This window comes from Labilibaculum sp. (genome assembly GCF_041595635.1).
Classification (GTDB): domain Bacteria; phylum Bacteroidota; class Bacteroidia; order Bacteroidales; family Marinifilaceae; genus Labilibaculum.
On record NZ_JBFHJW010000043.1, the window covers coordinates 1 to 21476 of the forward strand.

The window sequence follows — 21476 nt, forward strand, 5'->3', positions numbered from 1 at the left end:
GATTTTGGTGTTCGATTCATCCGTTCAGATGATAGAATGAAAAGGGAACCCGGTGAAAATCCGGGACAGTACCCGCTACTGTAATTCTCATTTTGCATGAAGCAGAATATAGTTTTTATACCACAAGCCACTCTCAATATTGGGGGGAAGGCAATAAAAGCTGAGAAAAGTCAGGAGACCTGCCATATCGTAATTAATATCATTTTGCTTCCGGGAATCGAAGTATATGTATTGAGCCTACGCGCGAGTTCAGTATCTATCATTTCAAATTCTAATTAGGGTAAAACCCAGACAGTAAGATGTGATGTTTATGAGATTAAAAATCACTATGTTATGCAGTCTAAAAATTATTTTCTGATCGCTGTTTTGTTACTGATGAGTCAGAGCTTATTTGCGCAGCTGGCAAGTCTGTCGGGAAGGGTTTATTCCGATGATGGAAAGTCGCCCCTGATAGGAGCCAACCTTTATTTTCCGGGAACAACCATAGGAACTGCCACCAATGGAGACGGGGAGTACTCCTTTAAGAATTTGAAAGCAGGAAGCTATGAAATGATGGTTTCCTATTCGGGATTTAAGAAAAAGAAGCAGACGATAGAAGTTAGAGCAGGCAATCAGCTTGTTGATGTTCTGATGCAGAAGTCTGAAAAAGAGTTAGGCGAAGTGGTGGTGACTGGTACGGGAACCCCTCACCATTTAAAAAGTGCACCTGTACAAACTGAACTTATTAGTAAAAAATTGGTGAAAGCCGTGTCAGCTTCTGGTTTTGTCGATTTAATGACCACCGTTAGTCCATCTTTTGATTTCAGTCCTGGCAATATGGGTGCTTTTATGCAATTGAATGGTTTGGGTAACGATTATATTTTGGTTCTTATAGATGGAAAAAGAATGTATGGCGACATTGGTGGGCAGAATGATCTGAACCGAATTAATCCTGATGACATCGAGAAAATTGAAGTGGTAAAAGGAGCTTCCTCCTCGCTTTATGGTTCCGAAGCCATTGCCGGAGTGGTGAACATTATCACCAAAAAATCGAAAAGAAAGGTCTACGCCGAAAATAGCAGTCGCATTAGCAAGTATGCAAGCTGGCAGCAGAATAATAAGTTAAGCCTAAACCTTGGGCGTTTTTCCTCCTTAACTACCTATGCACACAAAGAATCGGATGGCTGGCAGTTGAGCAATTACGAAATTGACGAAGACTATGACAATGATGATGCTTCGGATGATGATTTGGTAGAGACCGATGCCAAAGCTGTGAATGCTTACACCGATTACACCCTTAATCAACGATTCGATTACGATATCAGTAAAAAACTAAGTGTTTATGCTTCAGGATCGCATTACGAGAAGGAGGTAAGCGTTCCCACAACGGTAAAGAAGTACGGTTATTTTTTCAATGATTTCTCCTATTCGGCAGGAGCTAAGTTTCTAATCAACAAAACAGATAGAATCACTTTGGATTATAATTCCGATCAGTTCAAATACTACTATATCTACAATCAGGATTATAGCGATTATACCGAAGGACAGAAAGTTCTGAATACCAAACAAAGAAGAGATGATATCAATTTAAAATACATTTTTAAATGGAATGATGCGCATTTGTTTACCCTGGGAACAGAGTATGTGAATGAAGTTTTAGAATCGGATGGACGCTTGCTAAGCGATAAGGAAGATGCCTATACTTTTGCAGCTTTTGCTCAGGATGAAATTAAAGTGGTGAAAGATCTTTCCTTAGTAGCTGGAGTGCGATATGTACAGCACAAAGAGTTTGGAAGTAACTTCACCCCCAAATTATCAGCTTTGTATAAGTTGAATCATTTTAATTTGAGAGCAACCTATGCCAAAGGATTTAAAGCTCCAACTCTTAAGGAATTGTATTATCACTACCAGAAAGGATCTACACTTTACCTGGGAAATACTGAGTTGGATGCTCAAAAATCAGATTACTATTCCTTCTCGGTAGAGTACATTATTTCCAAATTAACATTGAGTCTTTCGGCTTATCAAAATAGTGTGGAGGATATGATTGCCTACGAAACGGTAGAAACAAGCGCCGAGGATGAGGCAGATGGTGTGAGTAAAACCCGTGAGCACTACAATATTGAGGAAGCTGAATCGAGAGGAATTGATTTCCTTGTAAATTACAGAATTGGCGCCGGATTTACTCTTGGTGGTGGTTATTCTTATGTAGATGCCAATAATAAAACAGATGATATTCGTTTGGAGGGAGTAGCACAAAACTATGTGAACCTTCGTTTGCTTTACGATAGAAGCTGGAAGGACTATAGCTTACATGTAAGTCTTAGCGGAAGAATTCAGGATGATAAATTCTACGATGGAGAGCCTGATGCCAAGGGATATCATCTTTGGAAACTGAGCACAAGTCATCAGTTTGCCAATGTTGGTGCCTTTCAGTTGGAAGCCAGTGCGGGAATCGACAACCTATTCGATTATGTAGACGATAGTGCTTACGGATCTAATTATGGGACCTTAAATCCTGGTCGCACTTTCTTTATTGGTTGCAATATTAAATTCGCAAAATAGAAAATAACAATCTGTCAAAGTAAATTTCCTGAGCTGTTTAGAAATTAGAAACTCACAAATCAGGGAATTTACTTTTTTTAACGATTCAAAGAATAGCATGAGCAAGTTGAAGAAATTACTTCTCCAGATTCACGATCTATCGGGCAGCTTGCTGAGCCTGATGTTCGTGATTTGGTTTTTATCGGGTTTTGTATTGATTTATGCAGGATTTCCTCATGCTTCGCGTGAAGAGAGATTCATGCATTTGTCGTTTTTAGAGCAGTCTGATTTTAATTCCATTCAAATGCCTTCGAACCTATCGGGTAGGCTGGAGTTGGAGAAGAGGAGTGGAATACCTGTTTACAGAGCCTACAAAGGCAGAAAGTCGCAAAAGGTTTACAATGCGATTTCCCTTGCCGAGTGGAAGAAGTGTAGTGAAAAGGAAGCCCTTGCTCTGGCCGAAGATTTTGTGGGAGCGAAGACATTAGCTGTGCAGAAAATTGATGAACTGGATGAATGGATTCCCTATTCGTACTACCATGTTTTACTGCCCATGTATAAAATTAGTTTGGACGATGAGGAGCACACGCGGCTTTATATCTCTGAGAAATCGGGGAGCATTGTGCAGGAAACGACCAGGGCAAGTCGCTGGGCGGCACGCGTGGGTGCCATACCACATTGGGTGTATCTTCGCTCGCTTTACCAGCAGAAAGCTTTTGGTGCTACACTGGTTACAAGTCTTGCTTTCATAGGTATTTTGGCAAGTCTGTCGGGTTTAATTGTTGGTTTTATCCGTTTGCGGAAGAGGAAAAAAGGAGAGAAGAAGCAGTGGCAAGCTTTTACTCCCTACAAGAAATTCTGGTACAAGTGGCATCACATTAGCGGATTTGTCTTTGGCTTCTTTGTATTTACCTTTATTTTGAGTGGGCTGGTATCCCTCACCAGCATTCCCAAATGGATGGTTTCTGTGCATGCCAAAGTATCCCCTCAAAAGGTCTGGAATCAGAGTCCGGATCTGAGACAATTCTCAGAAATTACAATGTCCGATTTCTGGTATGCTCTGGACAATAAAAAGGAGATCCGTAAAGTGGTTTTTAAGAGCGTGATGGGGAAGCCCTGTTTTTGGTTGTATCGGAATCATTTCCAAACGGCCGAAATTTATTCAGTAGAGGAGCAGGGCATTCATCGCAAGGAGCACTATTCCGGGGAGGAAGTTCGCCAATGGTGCGAAAAAAGTTTTCCAGAGGTGGCCTATGACCTACAGGAGCAGAAGGAGTACGATGCCTACTATCAGCCCACGGGCATGGCAACGCGTCCCTTGCCTGTTTGGCAGATCAACCTGAAAGATGCCGACCATACACGCCTGTATGTGAGCAGTAATAGTGGCGAACTGCTAAAGAGTTACAATAGCAATCAGCGCTGGCGACGCTGGTCTTATCGATCCTTACACGCACTGGACTTTCCATTTTTAAAGCAGCACGAGTGGCTGCGCAAACTGATTCTGATCGTGATTCTGATTGGAGGAAGTGCAGTGAGTATTTCGGGTTTTGTGTTGGGGATGCTTTCCATCAAACGAAAGTGCAAAAAGAGAAAGAAATAACATAGTATTCAGATGAATTATAAAAGCATATTTATGAAGAATAGAATAGCAAATACAAGCAAAATAGCTTTCCTGATGATCCTACTTAGTATCTCCTTTATTGGGAATGCGGAAAAAAGGAAAGCAGATAAAACAGGGATATTGCTGGTTTCTTTTGGTTCCAGTTATCCGGAAACGAGAGCCACCTTTGCCCATATCGAAGAGGAAGTAAAAGCAGCTTTTCCCGAGCAGGAAATCCGCTGGGCCTTCACTTCTAAATTCATTCGCAAGAAATTAAGGAAACGTGGAGAGCAGATTGATTCCCCTGCCGAGGCACTGGCAAAAATGGGCGAAGAGGGCTTCCAAAAAGTTGCCGTACAGTCTTTGCACGTAATTCCAGGCGAAGAGTACGAGAATTTAAAGAAAACTGTGGAAGCATTTTCGGGCATGCCCAAGGGAATTGAGGAGGCAAAGCTGGGCGCACCTCTGCTCTATCATCACGAGGATATGGAAGCGCTGGCTGCTGTTCTGGTTCGCAATCTGCCAGAAGAGATTGGCGCGAAGGATGCCGTAGTATATATGGGACATGGAACGCAACACACGGCCAATGTTTACTATCCGGGAATGCAGTACTACCTGTCGCAAAAAAATCCCAATGTATTTTTGGCCACCGTTGAGGGATATCCCGAATTGAGTGAGGTAATGGAGAAATTGGATCAAAAGAAATGGAAAAAAGTGTACCTGATGCCTTTTATGACCATTGCGGGTGATCATGCCAGAAACGATATGGCAGGAGAGGAGAGCGAGAGCTGGAAATCGCAACTGGAAGCCAAAGGCTACAGGGTAGAGGCGGTACTTAGGGGCATGGCCGATGAGAAAGAGGTGGTTCAAATTTGGATCGATCATTTGAAAGAAGTTTTTCAGGAAATGAAGCTAAAATAGAAAGGATGAATGTACTGATTTTGGCCTTTGCCTTGCTAAGCATGCCTAGTGGGGCTGCGGATTACGACTTGCTTGGAACACGGCAATATGCTTACAATGAGGCAGGTTTACGAAGTGAGAAAATAAGTTTTGATGCAGAGGGCAGACTGGAAGGAAAAGTCTACTACTTTTACGATGCAAAGGGGTATAAAATCAGAACCGAAAAATATTCAGTAGAAGACAGTCTGCTGGCGCTTTATGAATATCAGTTCAACTAAAAGGGCGAGAAAGTAAGCAGCTTAAAAACCGATTATCGCAGAGATAAAAAAAGTAGGAAAAGCTACCGCTACAATGAGGAGGGAGAAATGATTCGTGCAGATTATTATGCCCACCAATCCTTAGTTAAAAGCATTTGTTATGGCTACGATGTGTTCGGAAATCAGACTAGATATGAAGTGAAAAATGCAAAAGGAGAACAAAGTGATTTGTGGATTACTGAAAACAGATATGATAAGGAAGGTCGCTTAATCGACAAGTACAAGCGAGATGCAGAAGGCAATTTAGTGAAAGAGAATCACTACAAGTACAATGCAAAAGCACAAATTTCGATTAGCTTTGCCGATTATTATACCGGAAAGCGTCCCAATTCAAAGCGAGTGTACTCCTACAATGCTGAGGGACAAAAAATAGGATTTAAAAAGTATGTTTTGCGAAGCGCTCAACACTAATCAAATTATTTTATGAGCAGAATGGTACAGACAGGAAGTATGATTGGCCTTTTGGGTCTTCTTTTGCTTTCCTGCCAAACGAACAAGAAGAAAGAGAGTAGCGATTTAAGCGCTTCCTATGAGAAAAAAGAGCTGGAATATGCCAGAGGCTTTGAATTGTTTCGTTCGGAAAAGGATCAAGTACTGAGGGTGTACAACAGTAAAAGCGTCGACTCTACCTATCAGGACTTTAAGCTGGTAGCTAAGAAGACGGCCCCCGACGAAATACAGGTTCCCTGCAAAAAGATCATTTGCCTGTCGTCAACTCAGCTGACCTATTTTTTTGCTTTAGACGATATCGATCCGATTGTAGCGACCAATAGCAGCAGACATCTTTTTCACAAAGCTTTGGGAGAGAAAATTAAAAGCGGAGAAGTGAAGCGGGTTGGCAAAGAAGGTCATTTTAATACCGAGTTAATTGCCGGCATCAATCCCGATCTGATTTTTGTATCGCCTTACAAGGCAGGAGGCTACGATGCACTTAAAAATCTTGGCATTCCATTGGTTCCCATGGCTGCTTACGATGAAAAGAGCCCACTGGGAAGAGCCGAATGGATAAAGATGATTGCTCCCTTTATTGGTAAAGAGAAGCAAGCAGATTCTATCTTCCAAAAGGTGTCGCTTCGATACGATTCTCTGAAAAACTTAACTCAAAATGTTAAGAAAAGACCCACGGTGTTCTCTGGAAAAATGAGATCGGGCATTTGGTATGTGCCCGGCGGGAAAAGCTTTTATGCCAACTATTTTCGCGATGCAGGGGCCCGCTACATTATCGATGATGAGAAGCAGGGCGCCTATCCACTCGATTTTGAAAGCATGTATACCAAAGCAGCAGCTTGCGATTACTGGCGCATTTTAGTTCCCGAGCCCATTGGCTTTGGGCGCAAGGCTCTTTTGGAACAAGACGGACGTTATGGAGATTTTAAAGCCTACAAAACAGGCAATGTATTCATGTGTAACATTCGTGAAAAACCCTATTACGAGCAAAATGCCATGAAACCGGATGTAATTCTGGCCGATTACATTCATATTTTTCATCCCAATTTATTGCCCAACTATCAACCTGTGTTTTACGAAGCATTACAATAAGCTATGCGATTATTTTTAGTCCGAAAGTCGATATTAATACCCATTTCTCTACTTGTTTTAGTGCTCCTGGCGGCCTTAAATCTTGCCTTAGGCTCGGTAAAGATTCCCATGGATCAAGTGCTGAGCATTGTCATGGGCAATGGTTCCACTAATGTAATTTGGGAGAACATTTTACTGCGCACCCGTTTGCCACAAACCATTGTAGCTTTAGGTGCAGGCATGGCTTTGGGGGTGGCAGGTTTGCTCATGCAAACGCTCTTTCGAAATCCTTTGGCGGGTCCTTCGGTACTGGGCATCTCTTCGGGTTCGAGTCTGGGTGTTGGTTTTGTTCTTTTGGTGGCCGGTCAGGTATGGGGATTTTCCTTTGCACAGGTAGGCATCTGGGGCGATTTGGCTGTTATCATTGCTGCCCTGGGCGGTGCATTTGCCGTTCTGTCCTTAATCCTATTCGTCTCTCATAAAATAGGGGGAACCCTCAGTGTCCTGATTATTGGGGTGATGATTGGTTACCTATCGAATTCGATTCTGAGTGTACTGAAGTTTTACAGCATGGAGGAAGATATTCACAACTATGTAATTTGGGGGCTGGGAAGTTTCTCGCGTATGTCGGTAGAGCGAGCTTATCTGTTTGTGTTCCTTACGGTGATTCCCTCGCTTTTGGCTCTGCTTTTGAGTAAATCGCTCAACCTGATGGCTCTTGGCGATCGTTATGCCAGCAATTTGGGTTTGAAGATTAAGCGAGCCCGTTTGCTGATCATACTATTTGCCGGGACACTAACTGCCATTGTTACGGCTTTTTGCGGTCCCATTATTTTTATTGGGATGGCCGTTCCGCACATGGCAAAGTTAGTTTCACGCACCAGTAATCATCTCTACCTGATTAGCAATGCCTGCATTTTAGGAGCAGCCACAGCTCTACTGTGTAATTTGTTGGCCCGACTCCCTGGCATGGAAAGCGAGTTACCCATTAATTCGGTGACGGCTTTTATTGGTGCTCCCGTAGTTATTTCGGTGATTTGGAAAAAGAGGAAAGAAAATTTTTAGAAGCAAAGCATGAAGTCAGATTTATTGCAGGTAAAAGATTTAGCCATAGGATATGGCAGTAAGTTAGTTGCCGACAAGCTATCGGCAAATATTCCTTCGGGCGAACTCATCTGTTTATTGGGTTCTAACGGGACGGGAAAAAGTACTTTGATTCGAAGCATCTGTGCTTTTCAGCCTATTTTATCGGGCAGTGTTTGTGTGAACCAATTAGAGCTTCAAAATTTGAATTCCCGTGAGCTTTCGAAGCTGATTGCTGTGGTTTTAACCGATCGGGTGGTGGTACCCAATGCCACGGTAGCCGAATTGGTGGGTTATGGTCGCAGTCCCTACACCGGAATGCTCGGACGTTTGAATGCAGAGGACAGGATGATTGTTGAGAATGCCATTGAAGAATGCGGAATTGCACATAAAAAAGACCATCCTCTTTCCTCTCTGAGCGATGGAGAAAGGCAGAAGGCTTTTATTGCCAAGGCGCTTGCCCAGGATACCCCTCTTATTATTTTAGATGAGCCAACCGCTTTTCTGGATTTGCCTGCGCGCGTTGAAATTATGCAGCTCTTGCGAAATATTGCCAACTCTTCCGGCAAATCCATCCTCATGTCTACGCATGATTTGGATTTGGCTCTTCAATTATCCGACCGGCTGTGGTTATTGCAGCAGGGAGGTCCATTAATTACCGGAAGCCCGGAAGATTTGCTCCTTCAGAATGCTTTTCAATCTATGTTTCAGCACAAGGGGATAGAATTCGATAATAAAACAGGACTATTTACCGTCACCCACTCTCAGCATGCAAATATGGCGGTAAAGGGGCATGGTTTTGAGTATGTTCTGCTGCGCAGGGCTTTTGCCCGAAATGGGATTAAAACCATGAGTAAGAAGGAGGAGGATGCTAGCTGGCTGGAAATCTGCAAAAATGGTAGTGTTCACTTTAAATATTACAAGGATGGCATCTGCATGGGGCAGGAAGAGTCCATTGAGGATTTGGTTCAGCTTACCCTAAAATCGTTTCAGTAATGAAAGTGGCGGCGATAAGTTCAAAAAGTAGGATTGGAGATGTGAACAAAAATCTTTCCACCACCATCAGCTGGATTAAAAGACTGGACGCGCAGGGCGTGGAATTCATTCTGTTTCCAGAATTGAATCTATCGGGTTATACCAGAGATGTTGCTATTTTAGAGAAGGTATTGCTGGCAAAAGAGGAGGTTTTTGGAAAGCTGAAGGAATGTTCGAAGCAATCGAATGCCGCTTTTGCTGTGGGTTTCCCCGATAAGGAGGAGGAGGATAAGTACTTCATCTCCCACTTTGTTTTCCATGAGGGAAAAATATTAAGTTCTCATCGCAAGACTCACCTAAGTGCAAATGAAAAGAAGACATTTACCGAGGGAGATCAGCTGCCTGTTTTTCAGGTGAAGGGGATAGGAATTGGAATTCAGTTGTGCTACGAGACTCATTTCCCTGAGCTTAGTTTTCTGCAAGCCCAAAAAGGTGCCATGCTGTTGGCCATGGCATTTGCTTCCCCTAAGGAGAGTTCTCAGGAGAAGTCTGAAAGATTTCAAAGATACCTTCCCGCACGAGCCTACGATAATTCCTGTTATGTGATGGTCTGCAATCAGGATACTGTGAACGAAAGGGGAATTATTTTCCCACCTGTTCATTTTATTCTCGATCCCAAAGGGAAAGTAGCCGCAGAATCAGGATCGGAGAACAAAGAGGTGACTTTGCTGGAGCTGGATCTTCAGCTGATCGGGAAGATCAAGACATCGAAAATGGCCTATTTTAATGCACACAAGAGAGTTGATTGGTTAAAAGAACAGTAGGGTTAAATCAGTTGGAAATGCTATTCTAATCGTATGAATTATGTGTACAATAATAAAGTGCTCAATTACGGTTGAGATTTGCTGGGAATAGTAATTTTTTATGGAGGAGTTGCTTACTGATTATGATTCCTGAAGATTTAAAAGTGGACCAAAAAACACTAGTTATTGAATATGATTCCTTGATGGTGCTATCTGTATATGATACAGAGTTCTATCTTTCCTTCAAAGCAGTCCGCATGATTGTTGATTCTGCAAGTCATAAAAAAGCGGAAATAGTGATTTCATTGAAACCATAGCGGAATAACCTATTGTTATATATCATGCTGGAAATAAAGATACTTGCAAAACAATAATTGGCAGTATTATTTTGTGTTTCTAAGTTTTGTTTAACAGATAATCTTTATTATATTCGAAAGTTGTTTCTGAATTGAAATTAAAAACTAAAGAATAGAATAGGAGAGGTGAAGCATAATTAGGATCATCCTTATGAAAAAACTATTTTTAAATGATAAAAATATACTGGTATTAATCCTGTTAAATGCAGTTGTAATATTTACAAATGGATTTCAATTAAGCCAAAGTCAAAGGTTCCCATTAAATATTCTCGATAATGTTATTACTGTTCTTTTTATAGTAGAATTAATTATTAAGTTTCACGAATTTGGACTAAAAGAGTATTTGTCTTCAAATTGGAATAGACTTGATTTTGTATTGATTCTTGCTTCTATACCTGCATTAATCGCTTTTATCTTGAATGTTGGAATTACGAATTGTGGATTTCTTTTGGTTTTTAGGGTATTGAGGATCTTTAAATCATTTCGATTCATAAAATTTGTTCCTGGAATTGACGATTTGATGAAAGGAGTAAATAGAGCATTAAAAGCCTCAGTGATTGTAATACTAGGTTTTGCTGTTTATATTTTCATTATTGGTATTTTCTCTTTTTATTTATTTAAGTCTAGTGCACCCGAATATTTTAGCAATCCATTGACATCGCTTTACTCAATCTTTAAAATATTTACCGTTGAAAGTTGGTTTGAAATACCTGAAATAATCACACAAGGATATTCCGAAACAGCTTCTTTTTTTACTTACATATATTTTATGTTTATCCTATTGTCAGGTGGAATATTTGGATTATCTCTTGTGAATTCGATATTTGTTGATGCAATGGTAAGTGACAATAATGATGAACTTGAAAAAAAATAGATAAACTCCAAGAAAAGATAGACGATTTAATTAACCTAAAAAGCAACCAAAATGGAATTCCTAAGCAAGTTAAAAACTTTATCAGAAAGAGTTGAAACTCTTAAAGAAAATCTACAAACTGAAGAAGCTACAAAAAATGCTCTTATCATGCCATTTATCCAAATTCTTGGATATGATGTTTTTAACCCAATGGAAGTAATTCCTGAATTTACGGCAGATTTAGGAATTAAAAAAGGAGAAAAAGTAGATTATGCAATTATGCAAAATGGGAAACCAATTATACTAATTGAGTGTAAACATTGGAAAGAAAATTTAGATATTCATAGTTCTCAACTCCATAGGTATTTTAATGTGACCAAAGCTCGTTTTGGTCTTCTAACAAATGGTGTAAAATATAGATTTTACACTGATTTAGAGGAGAATAATATCATGGATAAGGAAGCATTTTTAGAATTTGATTTCGAAAATATCAAAGAAAATGCAGCTATTGAACTTAAAAAGTTTCAAAAGGAAAATTTCGATATTGATAAAATTATTAATAGTGCAAGTGGATTGAAGTATTCAACGGCAATAAAAGAGATTCTAATGAATGAACTTGCCGATCCGTCAGAAGAATTTGTGAGATTTTTTACCAAACAAATTTATACTGGAAAAGTAATTACTAAAAAAGTGCTTGAAGAGTTCACAGAGATTGTGAAAAAAGCAACAAACCAAGCGTTCAAAGATATTGTAAATGATAGATTACAATCAGCCTTAAATAAAGAAACTGAACCAATTGAAGAGGACGAAAATTCAGTAAAGGAAGAGTCAAAAGTTGTTACTACCGAAGAGGAAACTGAAGCATTCCAGATTGTACGTTCAATTGTTCGTACAAAAGTTGATCTTAGTAGGGTTTCTGCTCGTGATACACAATCATATTTTGGAATTTTACTTGATGATAATAATAGGAAACCTATTTGTAGGTTGCATTTGAATAACTGCAATAAATATCTTGGTGTTTTTAATCAAGATAAAAAAGAAGAAAAAATTCTTCTCAATAATATTGATGAAATCTTTCAATATTCAGATAAGATATTAGAAGCAATTTTGATTTATGAACAATAATTGAAGTTTTTTTTGTAATCAAATTCTCCACAAGTTTATAAGGATTTTGTATACAGTGTTTTTTTAGTTGGTATGTGATTTTATCGCGTGCTTTTTCTTTAAATTTTAAACCACTGAATACAATCGTGCGAGAGTGTTGCAAGATATGGGAACCCGAGGAATTCGAATTTATAGAAAATAAAAGAATGGTAAAATGTCCTAATGAGATCTACAACGTGTTTTGCAATCTTATCCGTACTGTATGGCAGAACACGTTTTTCGTAGGTTGTGTTGCCTCCATTTCATTTTTCAGAATGCAAAGCCATTTTTCGAGTATATCATTCGATATGATTGTCTATTTCGATGTTAGCTGTTTTTCGCAGGAATATAATCTGCAGAGCTACTTCAAATTCATAAAAGCGCCCAAAAAAGGTAGTTGGTTCAGAATTAAAAAACATAAAATATGAATTTGAGAAAAAAGACTTATTTAGCTATAGCCGCTGGAATCCTATTTTTATTTATGGCATTTTCTGTGACCTTTGTAATTATAGGGATTAATAAAGAAGGCCCTTTGTTGGATAATTTTGCAATAAGGTTTAACCTTGCTTATAGTTTGTTAATATTGCTATTGGGCTTTGTTTTTAGCTTGTGTCAAGCATTAAAAAAAGAAGCTAGCTAGTGTAAGCTTGTATCACGTTTTTTTGATTTATACTTTCAATCATCGAATGGAACTGTGCAGAATTGGTATGGTGAAAAGTAGGAAAAAAATAGGATGGAGAGACTTGAGTTTGTAATACAAATAAAAAATACTTGAAATGATAATTGACGCTCACACACACATTAATAATTACCACGAAGAAAAGGTGACTTCTCTCGAGGATAGTCTTAATCTTCTTACTGATAGTATGTTGAAGAATAATGTTGATTATTCATTGGTACTGTCATCCTATAAGGTTAATAAAAATAGACCAAGCACCAAGCAGGTGGTCGAAGCGATCAGAGGAAGAGATAACCTGGGAGTGGTTTCCGGCATTAGCTATCTGAATTATAATTACAAAGACGTTCGGGAAATTAGTGAATATTTGGAGAAAGGATTAATTAAGGGATTGAAATTTTATCCTGGCTATGAACCATTTTACCCTAATGATAGCAGACTTAAAATATGGTATGAAATGGCCATGGAGTTTGATACACCAGTAATGTTCCATTCGGGTGATACATACGCACCAACAGGAAAAGTAAAATATTCACATCCTCTGCATATTGATGATGTAGCGGTGGATTATCCAGATTTAAAAATAGTAATTTGTCATGTTGGTAACCCGTGGATTAAAGATTGTATGGAGATTGTTTATAAAAATAAAAACGTATATGCAGATATATCTGGTTTAGTGCTTGGTGATTTTTCGGAGAAGTTTGAACGCTATATTAAAAATGAAATTGAAGAAATGATTACCTACGCAGGCGATCCTAACTATTTATTGTATGGTACCGATTGGCCAATATCAAATATGAAATCTTACCTAAAATTCATGGATCAATTAGAAATCACCGACGAAAAAAAGGAACTTATTTTATGGAAAAATGCAGCCGATTTATTTAAAATTGATGTTAACAAGCTGTAAGATCAGGTGGATTTCTGTATGCAAAGATTAATTCATCTATCTGAAATATTGAAAAACCAGAGTCTAAATGAAAAAGCCTGCGATTACTAAACTGCTATTACTTGTTCCTGCTTTATGGACGAGCCTATTTGATTCAGTGATCACGATTGTTCATCAGCCCAGAGAATATTGGGATGGGAATTTATATTTGGCGAATGAAGCAAATCCTATAGGTGAACTGGTGATGAAATATCATATTACGGGGATTTTTGTACTCTGTGCACTTTGGTTAGTAGCAATAGGGGGGGTAGCTTACCACTTGCCAACAAAGCTTTCGCGGATTTTTCTTTTATTCGTGATTATTGTTCATGCTTATGGAGCCTCGAGTTGGTTGAATATGATTTATGGATTCTGGTATGTGCTTGTATTTGTACTGTTTACAGTGGTGTTGTTTTATTGGGTACAGGATTGTGTCGATTCAAAAATTTCGAATAAGGAGACAGACAACTAATGAAATAGATAAAATAGAATGCGAAAAATTGATAAAACGAAACCAGTTTTGGTGACAGGAGCTACAGGATATGTTGCTGGTTGGCTGGTGAAGAAATTAGTAGAGGAAGGTTGTAGGGTGCATGCAGCGGTTCGTGATCCTGAGAATAAAGAGAAGTTGAAATTCTTGGATGATTTGGCAGCAAAATCGAAAGGAAGTATTACCTACTTTAAAAGTGATTTATTACACAAAGGATCTTATGCTGAAGCTATGAAAGGCTGTGAATTGGTTTTTCACACGGCATCGCCATTTACCATGGATGTAAAAGATGCGCAAAAAGAATTAGTCGATCCAGCTAAGTTGGGTACTCGAAATGTGTTGGAAGAAGCCAATCGATGCGAATCTGTAAAAAGGGTGGTGCTTACCAGTAGTTGTGCTGCTATTTATGGAGATAACATCGATTTGCAGCAAACACCAAATGGCATTTTTACAGAAGAGATTTGGAATAGCTCCTCTTCTTTGGAGCATCTTGCTTATTCGTACTCAAAAACGCTGGCTGAAAAAGAAGCTTGGGAAATCAATAAAAAGCAAAATAATTGGGATTTAGTAGTGATCAATCCGAGTTTGGTGATAGGACCCGCTGTGAATCCTATGGGAGTTAGTTCGGAGAGTTTTAAGCTGATCAAGCAATTTGGCAATGGTATTCTTAGAACGGGAGTGCCTAAAATGGGTTGGGGAATTGTGGATGTTCGCGATTTGGCCTTCGCACATTTTCAGGCTGGTTTTGTTTCAGCAGCTCAAGGCCGTCATATTATAAATGGGCACAATACATGGTATATCGAGTTGGCGAAGGCATTGCAGCCCAAGTATGGTAGTACATATCCAATTCCTAAAAAAGAGATGCCAAAGTGGATGATTTGGTTGATGGGACCAATCATTAATAAAGCAATTACCCGAAAATTTATAGCTCGAAATATAGGTTATCCTTGGGTGGGAGATAACTCGAAAAGCATTCGCGAATTGGGTGTGAATTATCGTCCTCTTTCCGAATCAATCAATGATATGTTTCAGCAGTTGATCGACAATAAAATAATACAAGCCAAATCTTAGAAATTATTTTACTAGAATAGAGAGTAATTTTTGCTTGTATTACGCCAATAGAACAACAGCCCTATTGCAATGCGATAGGGCTGTTTGTTATATTATTGCAATTGATTGGCAACGATTTTCGACCATTTCTCAAGAGTCTGCAATTCATCATTCAGTTCAAAGCTCTGTTCCGAATTGTAGAATTCCAAATCAATAGCATCTGCATTTTTAGATAGAGGGTAAAAAAGTAAATCCAATCTACTTATGATATTATGTCCATGTTTGGTGATAAGCTTTTTACTGCTCTTTATTTCGCTAAGGTTGATCTGTTTTATTTTGTTTTCTTGATCGTATTTTTGCAAGAAGAAAATAAAATTATGTATTTTATCGATTCCAATCACGAAGTTACTGCAGAACTCATATTCATCAATTATACAGTGGTTCTGTTTTGCAAAATCAGATAAAGAATTTACGATTTGTTTTTTGTTTCTTTTTTTTATGAATCCTAATATTATAATTGGTACAATAAAGCATGCCAACATAATTAGGCCTGTGATTGCTTTTCCTAATTCCATTTTGTTTGTTTTTTAAAATTAATACATTGAGGTATTGGTCATGTTGAAGAACAAAACCGAAGGACTAAAGGCGCATAAGTGTGCCAAGATATTCTAATGTATTTACCAAAAATAATGGAAAGGAAAAATCAGATCTGATTTTCGATATTGTATGAGGAGGATTCTCGAGGTGTTAAAGTAGTGAGAATACTCCGATTTTTTAATATGTTCTTTAGAAGCATACAGTGCATGGAAAATTTTACAATATTCTTGACTCTTTGTGCTGGAAAAACAAGAAATGCTTTCTGTAAAATCTTCTGTTTGAGGTGTTTGGCAAAAAGGGTGGTGAGCACTAAAGGATAAATAGTTCTCAACCTGATGAGAGCTTGTGCTTTTAGTATCATGCTGAGAAGAGGAAATGCTATTTTGACTCGTAACAAAGTAGAATAATGTTACAAGTAAGATTGCCAATAGGGACTTTAATAGCTTATTTAAAATTGAATTCATTTTCAATTACCAAAATTTTATAGAAAATTTCTGTGGCTGCATTATTGTTACTATCCTCTTTTTATTCGCACAATTTTTTCAGTGCCTGCAAATGTATAAACTTCTACTTATATCTTTATTCTTTTCGATTAAAATTTACATTGTGGTTTGTAAAAAAAACAGGGAGTTTCGTCTGTATCACTCCTCTAAAATTACTTGAAAGTTCTTTGTAATTGTAGCCAATTATGAAATTTTTAAATTGGGAAAATCAAACAAACGATGGCTCCTTTGGAATTATTATTGGCAGCAATTACACTTCCTTTGTGAGCTTCCATTATTAGTTGTACCAAGGCTAAATCCAAACCTTTGTTCTCATCGGCATATTCATCTCCAGTAGCAAATAATTGGAATAGATTACTCAATTCTTTCGAACTGAATCCTTTTCCCTCATCGATGAAAGAGCAACGAATATTTTCGTCATTTTTTTCACATTGTACTTGAATACTGCTTCCTTTGGGTGAAAATTTAATGGCATTGTCGAGAATACTTTCGATACAAAATTCAATCAACTCAGGGTTACCCTTAATTATTCTGTTTTGATTATTCTCTTTAGTTTGAATGCTAATATTTTTTGTGTTGATTTTTTCAGCGAGGTGCTGTTGACTCAATTGAAGAAGCTGATCGAAATTAATATCTGCTTTTTTAATGCTTACTTGCTTAGTTCGTAACTCGGTTATTTTTAAACTTACTTTGGCAAAAGAATCAAGCCGATTGGCCGAAGTCTCTAAATAGGAAAACATTTCTTTCAAATGAGAATCAGACAATTCATCTTTTAAAAGACCAATAAAACCAAGAATTCCATTTAAAGGTGTGTTAATTTGGTGGCTAATCATGGCCAAAAAATCCGATTTCGATTTATCGAGAATACTCAATTCTTCGTAGGCTTTTTCCAAATGACTATTTGATTCTTTAAGTTCCTGAGTTCGTTCTTCTACCTTTTCTTCCAACAACAAGTTTATTTCTTTCAGTTGATCTTTACTTCGCTTTAACTCAATGTGAGTTTTTACCCGAGATAATATTTCTTTGGAATTGAATGGTTTTGTTACGTAGTCCTGACCACCAGCATCAAAGCCTGCAACAATGTCTTTAGAATCGTTCAGAGCCGTAAGAAAAATAACAGGGATTTCAGTGAGGTTTTTGTCGGCTCGCATGGCTTTGCAGGCATCCATTCCATTCATCACAGGCATGTTAACATCCATAAGTACCAAATCAAAATCGGGTGTTTCTTTTAAAAGATCTATGGCTTGCTGACCATCGTAGGCAAATCCTATTGAATATCCCGCATCACGAAGAATGCTTCCAAGTACTTGTATGTTTTTTGGGTTATCATCAACCGTTAGTATTTTTATTTTAGGATTGTTGTTTGTGTTAATTTTCATGTGAGGTATACTTGGTTAAATAGTTTTTGAGTTGTGCTGTAATTAATGGAAACCGATCTAAGCTTTGACTTAATTTGTCAATTTCAAAATTATCAACTAAACGGCATATTTCTTCCGTATAGTCTAACAAATATTGTATCTTATTTTCCTCTGCTAGTAATTTAAGATCTTTACCAAACATTTCAATATGGTCGATCATTTGCGACTTACAGATTTTTTGATGTCTAGGAATAAAATCAGTTTCCAGAATATCAATTAGTTTTGGAAGATTACCGATGTGTTTTTCTATTTGTTGAAAACTATTATTCGGAGAGTTTTCTTGTTTTAAATTTTCAGGAGTTTGATAAGCGAGATAATTTTTCATTTTCCCAAATAAATCCGAGGGATGCAATGGTTTCATTAAGTATTCATCAAAAATTTGTTTCGATCGCCCTTGATAAATAATTTTGCGGCTCGATGCAGATATGGCAAATACAGGAATATCTTTTGTTTGTGGGTTTTCGCGAAGCAGTTTGGTAGCCTCGTAACCATCCATCACAGGCATGCGCAAATCCATAAATATGATGTTAGGAAGATTTTTTATTGCTAAGGCCACAGCCTCTTCACCATTTACAGCTTCAATAAAGTGCATATTAGAGCATTCTAATAAGTCTTTAATAAGTTTTCTGTTTGCGGAATTGTCGTCGGCCAATAAAATTTTTGCTTTCTCAAATATAATTTCCGAATGATCGAATGTGTCGTTAACAATTTCAATTTCATGATCAGAAATGCTAATGCCAGGAAGCAGAACGGTAAAGCTGCTGCCTTTATTCAATTTACTTTCTAGGACAATGCGTCCGCCCATATTTTCGATTAGTTTTTTTGTGATGGACAAGCCTAATCCTGTTCCTCCGTATTTTGTGCTCTGGTCTTTTTGTTGGCTGAATGGTTCAAAAATGATTTCTTGTTGATCTTTAGGGATTCCCATTCCTGTATCTTCTATGCGAAACAAAAGGTCTAGTTTTTCGTTCTCCTTGGAAGTAGGTTGGGCATCAAGACTCACAATTACGTGTCCATTATCGGTAAATTTAATGGCATTACCAATCAGGTTAAACAGAATTTGACGCAATCGAACTTCATCAAGCAGAAGTATTTTAGGAAGGACACTTTCGTATTCTATGGTAAAATAAATATTCTTTTCTTTTGCCTTTAGAATGAACATGTTTTCTATTTCATGCATAAGGTTTGGAAGATTAATCATTGCTGGCTGAATTTCAATTTTGCCGGCTTCTATTTTTGAAAGATCGAGAATATCGTTGATGATTTTTAGTAAGGTTTTGCCACTACTGCGTATGGATTCGACCTGTGAGCGTTGCTTGTCATTTTTTACCGACTTGGCCAGTAATTCAGAAAACCCAATAACAGCATTCATGGGAGTACGAATTTCATGACTCATGTTGGCCAAAAATTCGCTTTTGGCACGATTGGCAGAATCGGCTACTTCCATGGCGCTAATAATGTTTTCTTCGGCAACCTTTTTGCTGGTAATGTCAAATCGAATGGCAATGTATTGATAAGGTTTCCCTGTATCATCTAATAGGGGAATAATGGTGGAATCAACCCAATAAATACTTCCATCTTTGGCTTTGTTTTTTATTTCACCTCTCCATATTTCACCTTGAGTAATGGTTTGCCATAGGTTAATAAAAAAATCAGAAGTATGGTGGCCCGAATTAATGATTTTATGTGTATTGCCCAGTAGTTCACGGCGTTCGAATTTTGAAATGCTGCAAAATTTATCATTTGCATAAGTAATGACTCCTCTCTTATCGGTAATGGCTACTATACTTGATTCATCTAAGGCATATTTATAATCAGAGATGTCTTTGAAACTTTTTTTGAGTTTTTGTTCCGAAATGGTGAGTTCTTTTGTTCGCTCGGCAACCATTGTCTCTAAATTTTCCTGATGCTTTTTGATCATCTTCTCGGCTATTTTTTGCTCGGTGATATCCATGTCGATGCCGAGCATTCTACATGGTTTTCCTCCTTCATCATAGCTAATAAAACCACGTGCCATTATGTGATGAATAGATTGATCTTGCCAAATAACTCTAAATTCGATATTGTATTCCTTTTCTCCTTTGATTGCTTGCTCAATTTCTAACTGAACTCTCATTTTATCTTCATGGTGTAAGGCCGAATTCCAGGCAATAGTTGGATCAATAGACTTGTCAATAAAACCAAAAAGTTCATACATGGTATTGTCCCAAATTATATTGGATGTTTTAAAATCCCGATCCCAAACGCCAATGTTAGCCGCACTCGTTGCCATTTGCAAACGGTTTGATATATTTTGAATTTCGATTTCAGCTAGTTTTTTTTCCGTAATATCTCTTATGGTTCCAATCATCTGCCGAGGCTTGTTTTGTTCATCCAATTCGAGTAGTCCCAATTCATGTACCCAGCGTACCTGTTTATCATTATGTCGTATAATTCGGTATTCCTCATTAAAAGAAATATTTTTGCTTACAGCATTCTTTAAATGGGCTTCCATTTTCTCTCGATCATCAGGATGCAGGAGATCTACCCAAAGGTCAATCGAGTGAGTTTTGCCATTTGCAATACCAAGAATCTCATTCAGGATTTCTGAGTTTTGCCATTGTTTTGTCTCAATGTTATAAGTGTAGCTCCCGAGTTTGGCAATTTTTTGTGATTTTTTTAATTCGTTTTCATTATTTTTTAGTTCCAGAGTTAGGCTTTTAGCTATTTGCTGTGCTTTGTATTTTGTATTAAGTAAGGATCTGGCAAGTAATAGAATAAGTATGCTGATTATGATACCACTAAAAAATACGATCCATGCACTTAAATAGTCTGCGAAAATATTACCTTTCCCTTGTGCAAAAACCAAACTCCAGTTGTGGCCATTGAAATTGATAATTGATTTAGCGGAATAACGGATTTGCGCTAACTCTTTTGTGTTTCTAGAGGCGAATAAAAGTGATTCTCTTGTGCAGTTTAGACCATCATAAATTTTAAGGTCAAGTGCTCTTTCTTTCTTTTTAAAATCCCAATCGTCTAAAATTCCTCGAACCAGATCGTTCATGCGGTAAGGACTGTATACCCAACCTACAATTGCTGCACGACGTTCTTGTACATTTGAAATTGGTAAGTTTTTTTTGTAAACGGGAAGGTACATAAGATTTCCTGTTTGGGTGTTGGTATCTGTTTCCTCTACCAAAAGTACTTTACCCGATAGAGCGGCAATGTCTTCATCACGTGCTCGTTCCATTGCTTCTTTTCGCACATTCTCTGTCATCATGTCGTAGCCAAAAGCACGAGAATTGTTTTTAGAGAATGGTTCCATCAGGATAGTCGTGGTGTAGACATCTCTTTTGTATTCGGGCCAGATTTTATAATCAGGAAAACCCTCATTTTTTATCTGTCTGGAATGTTTTTCAAGATTTTTTGATGGTATAATTTGACAGAACCCAGTTCTTAAAATACCAGGTAAATTTTCTTTTGATTTTGATTTTTCTACAAATTCACGCCAATCTAAGCGGTTTACTGTATCCGAAGCAGCTATAAAAGCGACTCCACTTTGAAGTAATCTTGCATGAGCGTGGAGCCTGAGGTCTATTTTATTGGCAATTTCCTTGCTCTCAAAATTAAATTCAGATTTGGCTATTTTGTCAATATCTTTTTTTATCAAGAATGCGGCAAATAATGTTGAGCTTATTCCTATGATTAGTAATAGGTACACTCGCCAATCATTTTTTATTTTAATCATTGTTCCTATATTTATA

The 21476-nt window shown here is 37.9% G+C and carries 18 protein-coding genes and 1 riboswitch; of the genes, 15 read left to right on the plus strand and 3 right to left on the minus strand.

All coding sequences use genetic code 11. The annotated features are described in order from the left end of the window. Positions 1–202, plus strand: a riboswitch (cobalamin riboswitch). This riboswitch is flagged as partial in the annotation. A gap of 131 nt (positions 203–333) precedes the next feature. From ABYT26_RS12335 to ABYT26_RS12405, 15 genes are all read left to right on the plus strand, one after another. Continuing rightward, positions 334–2544, plus strand: a complete 2211-nt coding sequence (locus ABYT26_RS12335; protein ID WP_372754316.1) for a TonB-dependent receptor domain-containing protein — start codon at positions 334–336, stop codon at positions 2542–2544. Between the two features lie 97 nt (positions 2545–2641). Further along, complete coding sequence (locus ABYT26_RS12340) at positions 2642–4123, plus strand: PepSY domain-containing protein (protein ID WP_372754318.1); 1482 nt, start codon at positions 2642–2644, stop codon at positions 4121–4123. Positions 4124–4156: 33 nt separating this feature from the next. After that, positions 4157–5044, plus strand: a complete 888-nt coding sequence (locus ABYT26_RS12345) for a sirohydrochlorin cobaltochelatase (protein ID WP_372754320.1) — start codon at positions 4157–4159, stop codon at positions 5042–5044. A gap of 5 nt (positions 5045–5049) precedes the next feature. Then, the gene (locus tag ABYT26_RS12350; protein ID WP_372754322.1) at positions 5050–5301 is read left to right on the plus strand and encodes a hypothetical protein; all 252 of its coding nucleotides are present in this window, start codon (positions 5050–5052) and stop codon (positions 5299–5301) included. Between the two features lie 87 nt (positions 5302–5388). Then, positions 5389–5751 (plus strand): hypothetical protein, encoded by a 363-nt coding sequence (locus ABYT26_RS12355; RefSeq protein WP_372754324.1) that lies wholly within the window; start codon positions 5389–5391, stop codon positions 5749–5751. Positions 5752–5763: 12 nt separating this feature from the next. Then, complete coding sequence (locus tag ABYT26_RS12360) at positions 5764–6879, plus strand: ABC transporter substrate-binding protein (protein ID WP_372754326.1); 1116 nt, start codon at positions 5764–5766, stop codon at positions 6877–6879. A gap of 3 nt (positions 6880–6882) precedes the next feature. After that, on the plus strand, positions 6883–7923 hold the full coding sequence (locus ABYT26_RS12365) for an iron chelate uptake ABC transporter family permease subunit (RefSeq protein WP_372754328.1): 1041 nt from the start codon (positions 6883–6885) through the stop codon (positions 7921–7923). Positions 7924–7932: 9 nt separating this feature from the next. After that, positions 7933–8937 carry an ABC transporter ATP-binding protein gene (locus tag ABYT26_RS12370; protein WP_372754330.1) on the plus strand — a complete coding sequence of 335 codons (1005 nt, stop codon included), beginning with the start codon at positions 7933–7935 and terminating at the stop codon, positions 8935–8937. Further along, positions 8937–9740, plus strand: coding sequence for a nitrilase-related carbon-nitrogen hydrolase (locus ABYT26_RS12375; protein ID WP_372754332.1), 804 nt, complete (start codon positions 8937–8939; stop codon positions 9738–9740). The genes ABYT26_RS12370 and ABYT26_RS12375 overlap by 1 nt, the downstream gene beginning before the upstream one ends. Before the next feature lie 486 nt (positions 9741–10226). Next, on the plus strand, positions 10227–10949 hold the full coding sequence (locus ABYT26_RS12380) for an ion transporter (protein WP_372754334.1): 723 nt from the start codon (positions 10227–10229) through the stop codon (positions 10947–10949). A gap of 51 nt (positions 10950–11000) precedes the next feature. Beyond that, positions 11001–12053 carry a type I restriction endonuclease gene (locus ABYT26_RS12385; RefSeq protein ID WP_372754336.1) on the plus strand — a complete coding sequence of 351 codons (1053 nt, stop codon included), beginning with the start codon at positions 11001–11003 and terminating at the stop codon, positions 12051–12053. A 442-nt stretch (positions 12054–12495) separates the two neighbouring features. Then, positions 12496–12711, plus strand: a complete 216-nt coding sequence (locus ABYT26_RS12390; RefSeq protein WP_372754338.1) for a hypothetical protein — start codon at positions 12496–12498, stop codon at positions 12709–12711. 136 nt (positions 12712–12847) lie between these two features. After that, positions 12848–13657, plus strand: a complete 810-nt coding sequence (locus ABYT26_RS12395) for an amidohydrolase family protein (protein WP_372754340.1) — start codon at positions 12848–12850, stop codon at positions 13655–13657. A 67-nt stretch (positions 13658–13724) separates the two neighbouring features. Then, positions 13725–14147 (plus strand): hypothetical protein, encoded by a 423-nt coding sequence (locus ABYT26_RS12400; protein ID WP_372754342.1) that lies wholly within the window; start codon positions 13725–13727, stop codon positions 14145–14147. Between the two features lie 18 nt (positions 14148–14165). Then, complete coding sequence (locus ABYT26_RS12405) at positions 14166–15236, plus strand: NAD-dependent epimerase/dehydratase family protein (protein ID WP_372754344.1); 1071 nt, start codon at positions 14166–14168, stop codon at positions 15234–15236. 92 nt (positions 15237–15328) lie between these two features. Here the strand turns inward: ABYT26_RS12405 and ABYT26_RS12410 are convergent, their stop codons facing one another. From ABYT26_RS12410 to ABYT26_RS12420, 3 genes are all read right to left on the minus strand, one after another. Continuing rightward, positions 15329–15790 carry a hypothetical protein gene (locus tag ABYT26_RS12410; RefSeq protein WP_372754346.1) on the minus strand — a complete coding sequence of 154 codons (462 nt, stop codon included), beginning with the start codon at positions 15788–15790 and terminating at the stop codon, positions 15329–15331. Positions 15791–16509: 719 nt separating this feature from the next. Continuing rightward, positions 16510–17694 (minus strand): response regulator, encoded by a 1185-nt coding sequence (locus ABYT26_RS12415; protein ID WP_372754348.1) that lies wholly within the window; start codon positions 17692–17694, stop codon positions 16510–16512. Beyond that, complete coding sequence (locus ABYT26_RS12420) at positions 17684–21460, minus strand: CHASE domain-containing protein (RefSeq protein ID WP_372754349.1); 3777 nt, start codon at positions 21458–21460, stop codon at positions 17684–17686. Before ABYT26_RS12420 ends, ABYT26_RS12415 begins: the two co-directional genes overlap by 11 nt. Positions 21461–21476 lie beyond the last annotated feature (16 nt).

What these genes read in the sequence shown, in the direction of transcription:
- ABYT26_RS12410 (WP_372754346.1), bottom strand. Translation starts at nt 15,790, where the DNA reads ATGGAATTAGGAAAAGCAATCACAGGCCTAATTATGTTGGCATGCTTT.
- ABYT26_RS12340 (WP_372754318.1), top strand. Translation starts at nt 2,642, where the DNA reads ATGAGCAAGTTGAAGAAATTACTTCTCCAGATTCACGATCTATCGGGC.
- ABYT26_RS12360 (WP_372754326.1), top strand. Translation starts at nt 5,764, where the DNA reads ATGAGCAGAATGGTACAGACAGGAAGTATGATTGGCCTTTTGGGTCTT.
- ABYT26_RS12345 (WP_372754320.1), top strand. Translation starts at nt 4,157, where the DNA reads ATGAAGAATAGAATAGCAAATACAAGCAAAATAGCTTTCCTGATGATC.
- ABYT26_RS12415 (WP_372754348.1), bottom strand. Translation starts at nt 17,694, where the DNA reads ATGAAAATTAACACAAACAACAATCCTAAAATAAAAATACTAACGGTT.
- ABYT26_RS12375 (WP_372754332.1), top strand. Translation starts at nt 8,937, where the DNA reads ATGAAAGTGGCGGCGATAAGTTCAAAAAGTAGGATTGGAGATGTGAAC.
- ABYT26_RS12335 (WP_372754316.1), top strand. Translation starts at nt 334, where the DNA reads ATGCAGTCTAAAAATTATTTTCTGATCGCTGTTTTGTTACTGATGAGT.
- ABYT26_RS12380 (WP_372754334.1), top strand. Translation starts at nt 10,227, where the DNA reads ATGAAAAAACTATTTTTAAATGATAAAAATATACTGGTATTAATCCTG.
- ABYT26_RS12405 (WP_372754344.1), top strand. Translation starts at nt 14,166, where the DNA reads ATGCGAAAAATTGATAAAACGAAACCAGTTTTGGTGACAGGAGCTACA.
- ABYT26_RS12355 (WP_372754324.1), top strand. Translation starts at nt 5,389, where the DNA reads ATGATTCGTGCAGATTATTATGCCCACCAATCCTTAGTTAAAAGCATT.
- ABYT26_RS12365 (WP_372754328.1), top strand. Translation starts at nt 6,883, where the DNA reads ATGCGATTATTTTTAGTCCGAAAGTCGATATTAATACCCATTTCTCTA.
- ABYT26_RS12385 (WP_372754336.1), top strand. Translation starts at nt 11,001, where the DNA reads ATGGAATTCCTAAGCAAGTTAAAAACTTTATCAGAAAGAGTTGAAACT.
- ABYT26_RS12400 (WP_372754342.1), top strand. Translation starts at nt 13,725, where the DNA reads ATGAAAAAGCCTGCGATTACTAAACTGCTATTACTTGTTCCTGCTTTA.
- ABYT26_RS12390 (WP_372754338.1), top strand. Translation starts at nt 12,496, where the DNA reads ATGAATTTGAGAAAAAAGACTTATTTAGCTATAGCCGCTGGAATCCTA.
- ABYT26_RS12420 (WP_372754349.1), bottom strand. Translation starts at nt 21,460, where the DNA reads ATGATTAAAATAAAAAATGATTGGCGAGTGTACCTATTACTAATCATA.
- ABYT26_RS12350 (WP_372754322.1), top strand. Translation starts at nt 5,050, where the DNA reads ATGAATGTACTGATTTTGGCCTTTGCCTTGCTAAGCATGCCTAGTGGG.
- ABYT26_RS12395 (WP_372754340.1), top strand. Translation starts at nt 12,848, where the DNA reads ATGATAATTGACGCTCACACACACATTAATAATTACCACGAAGAAAAG.
- ABYT26_RS12370 (WP_372754330.1), top strand. Translation starts at nt 7,933, where the DNA reads ATGAAGTCAGATTTATTGCAGGTAAAAGATTTAGCCATAGGATATGGC.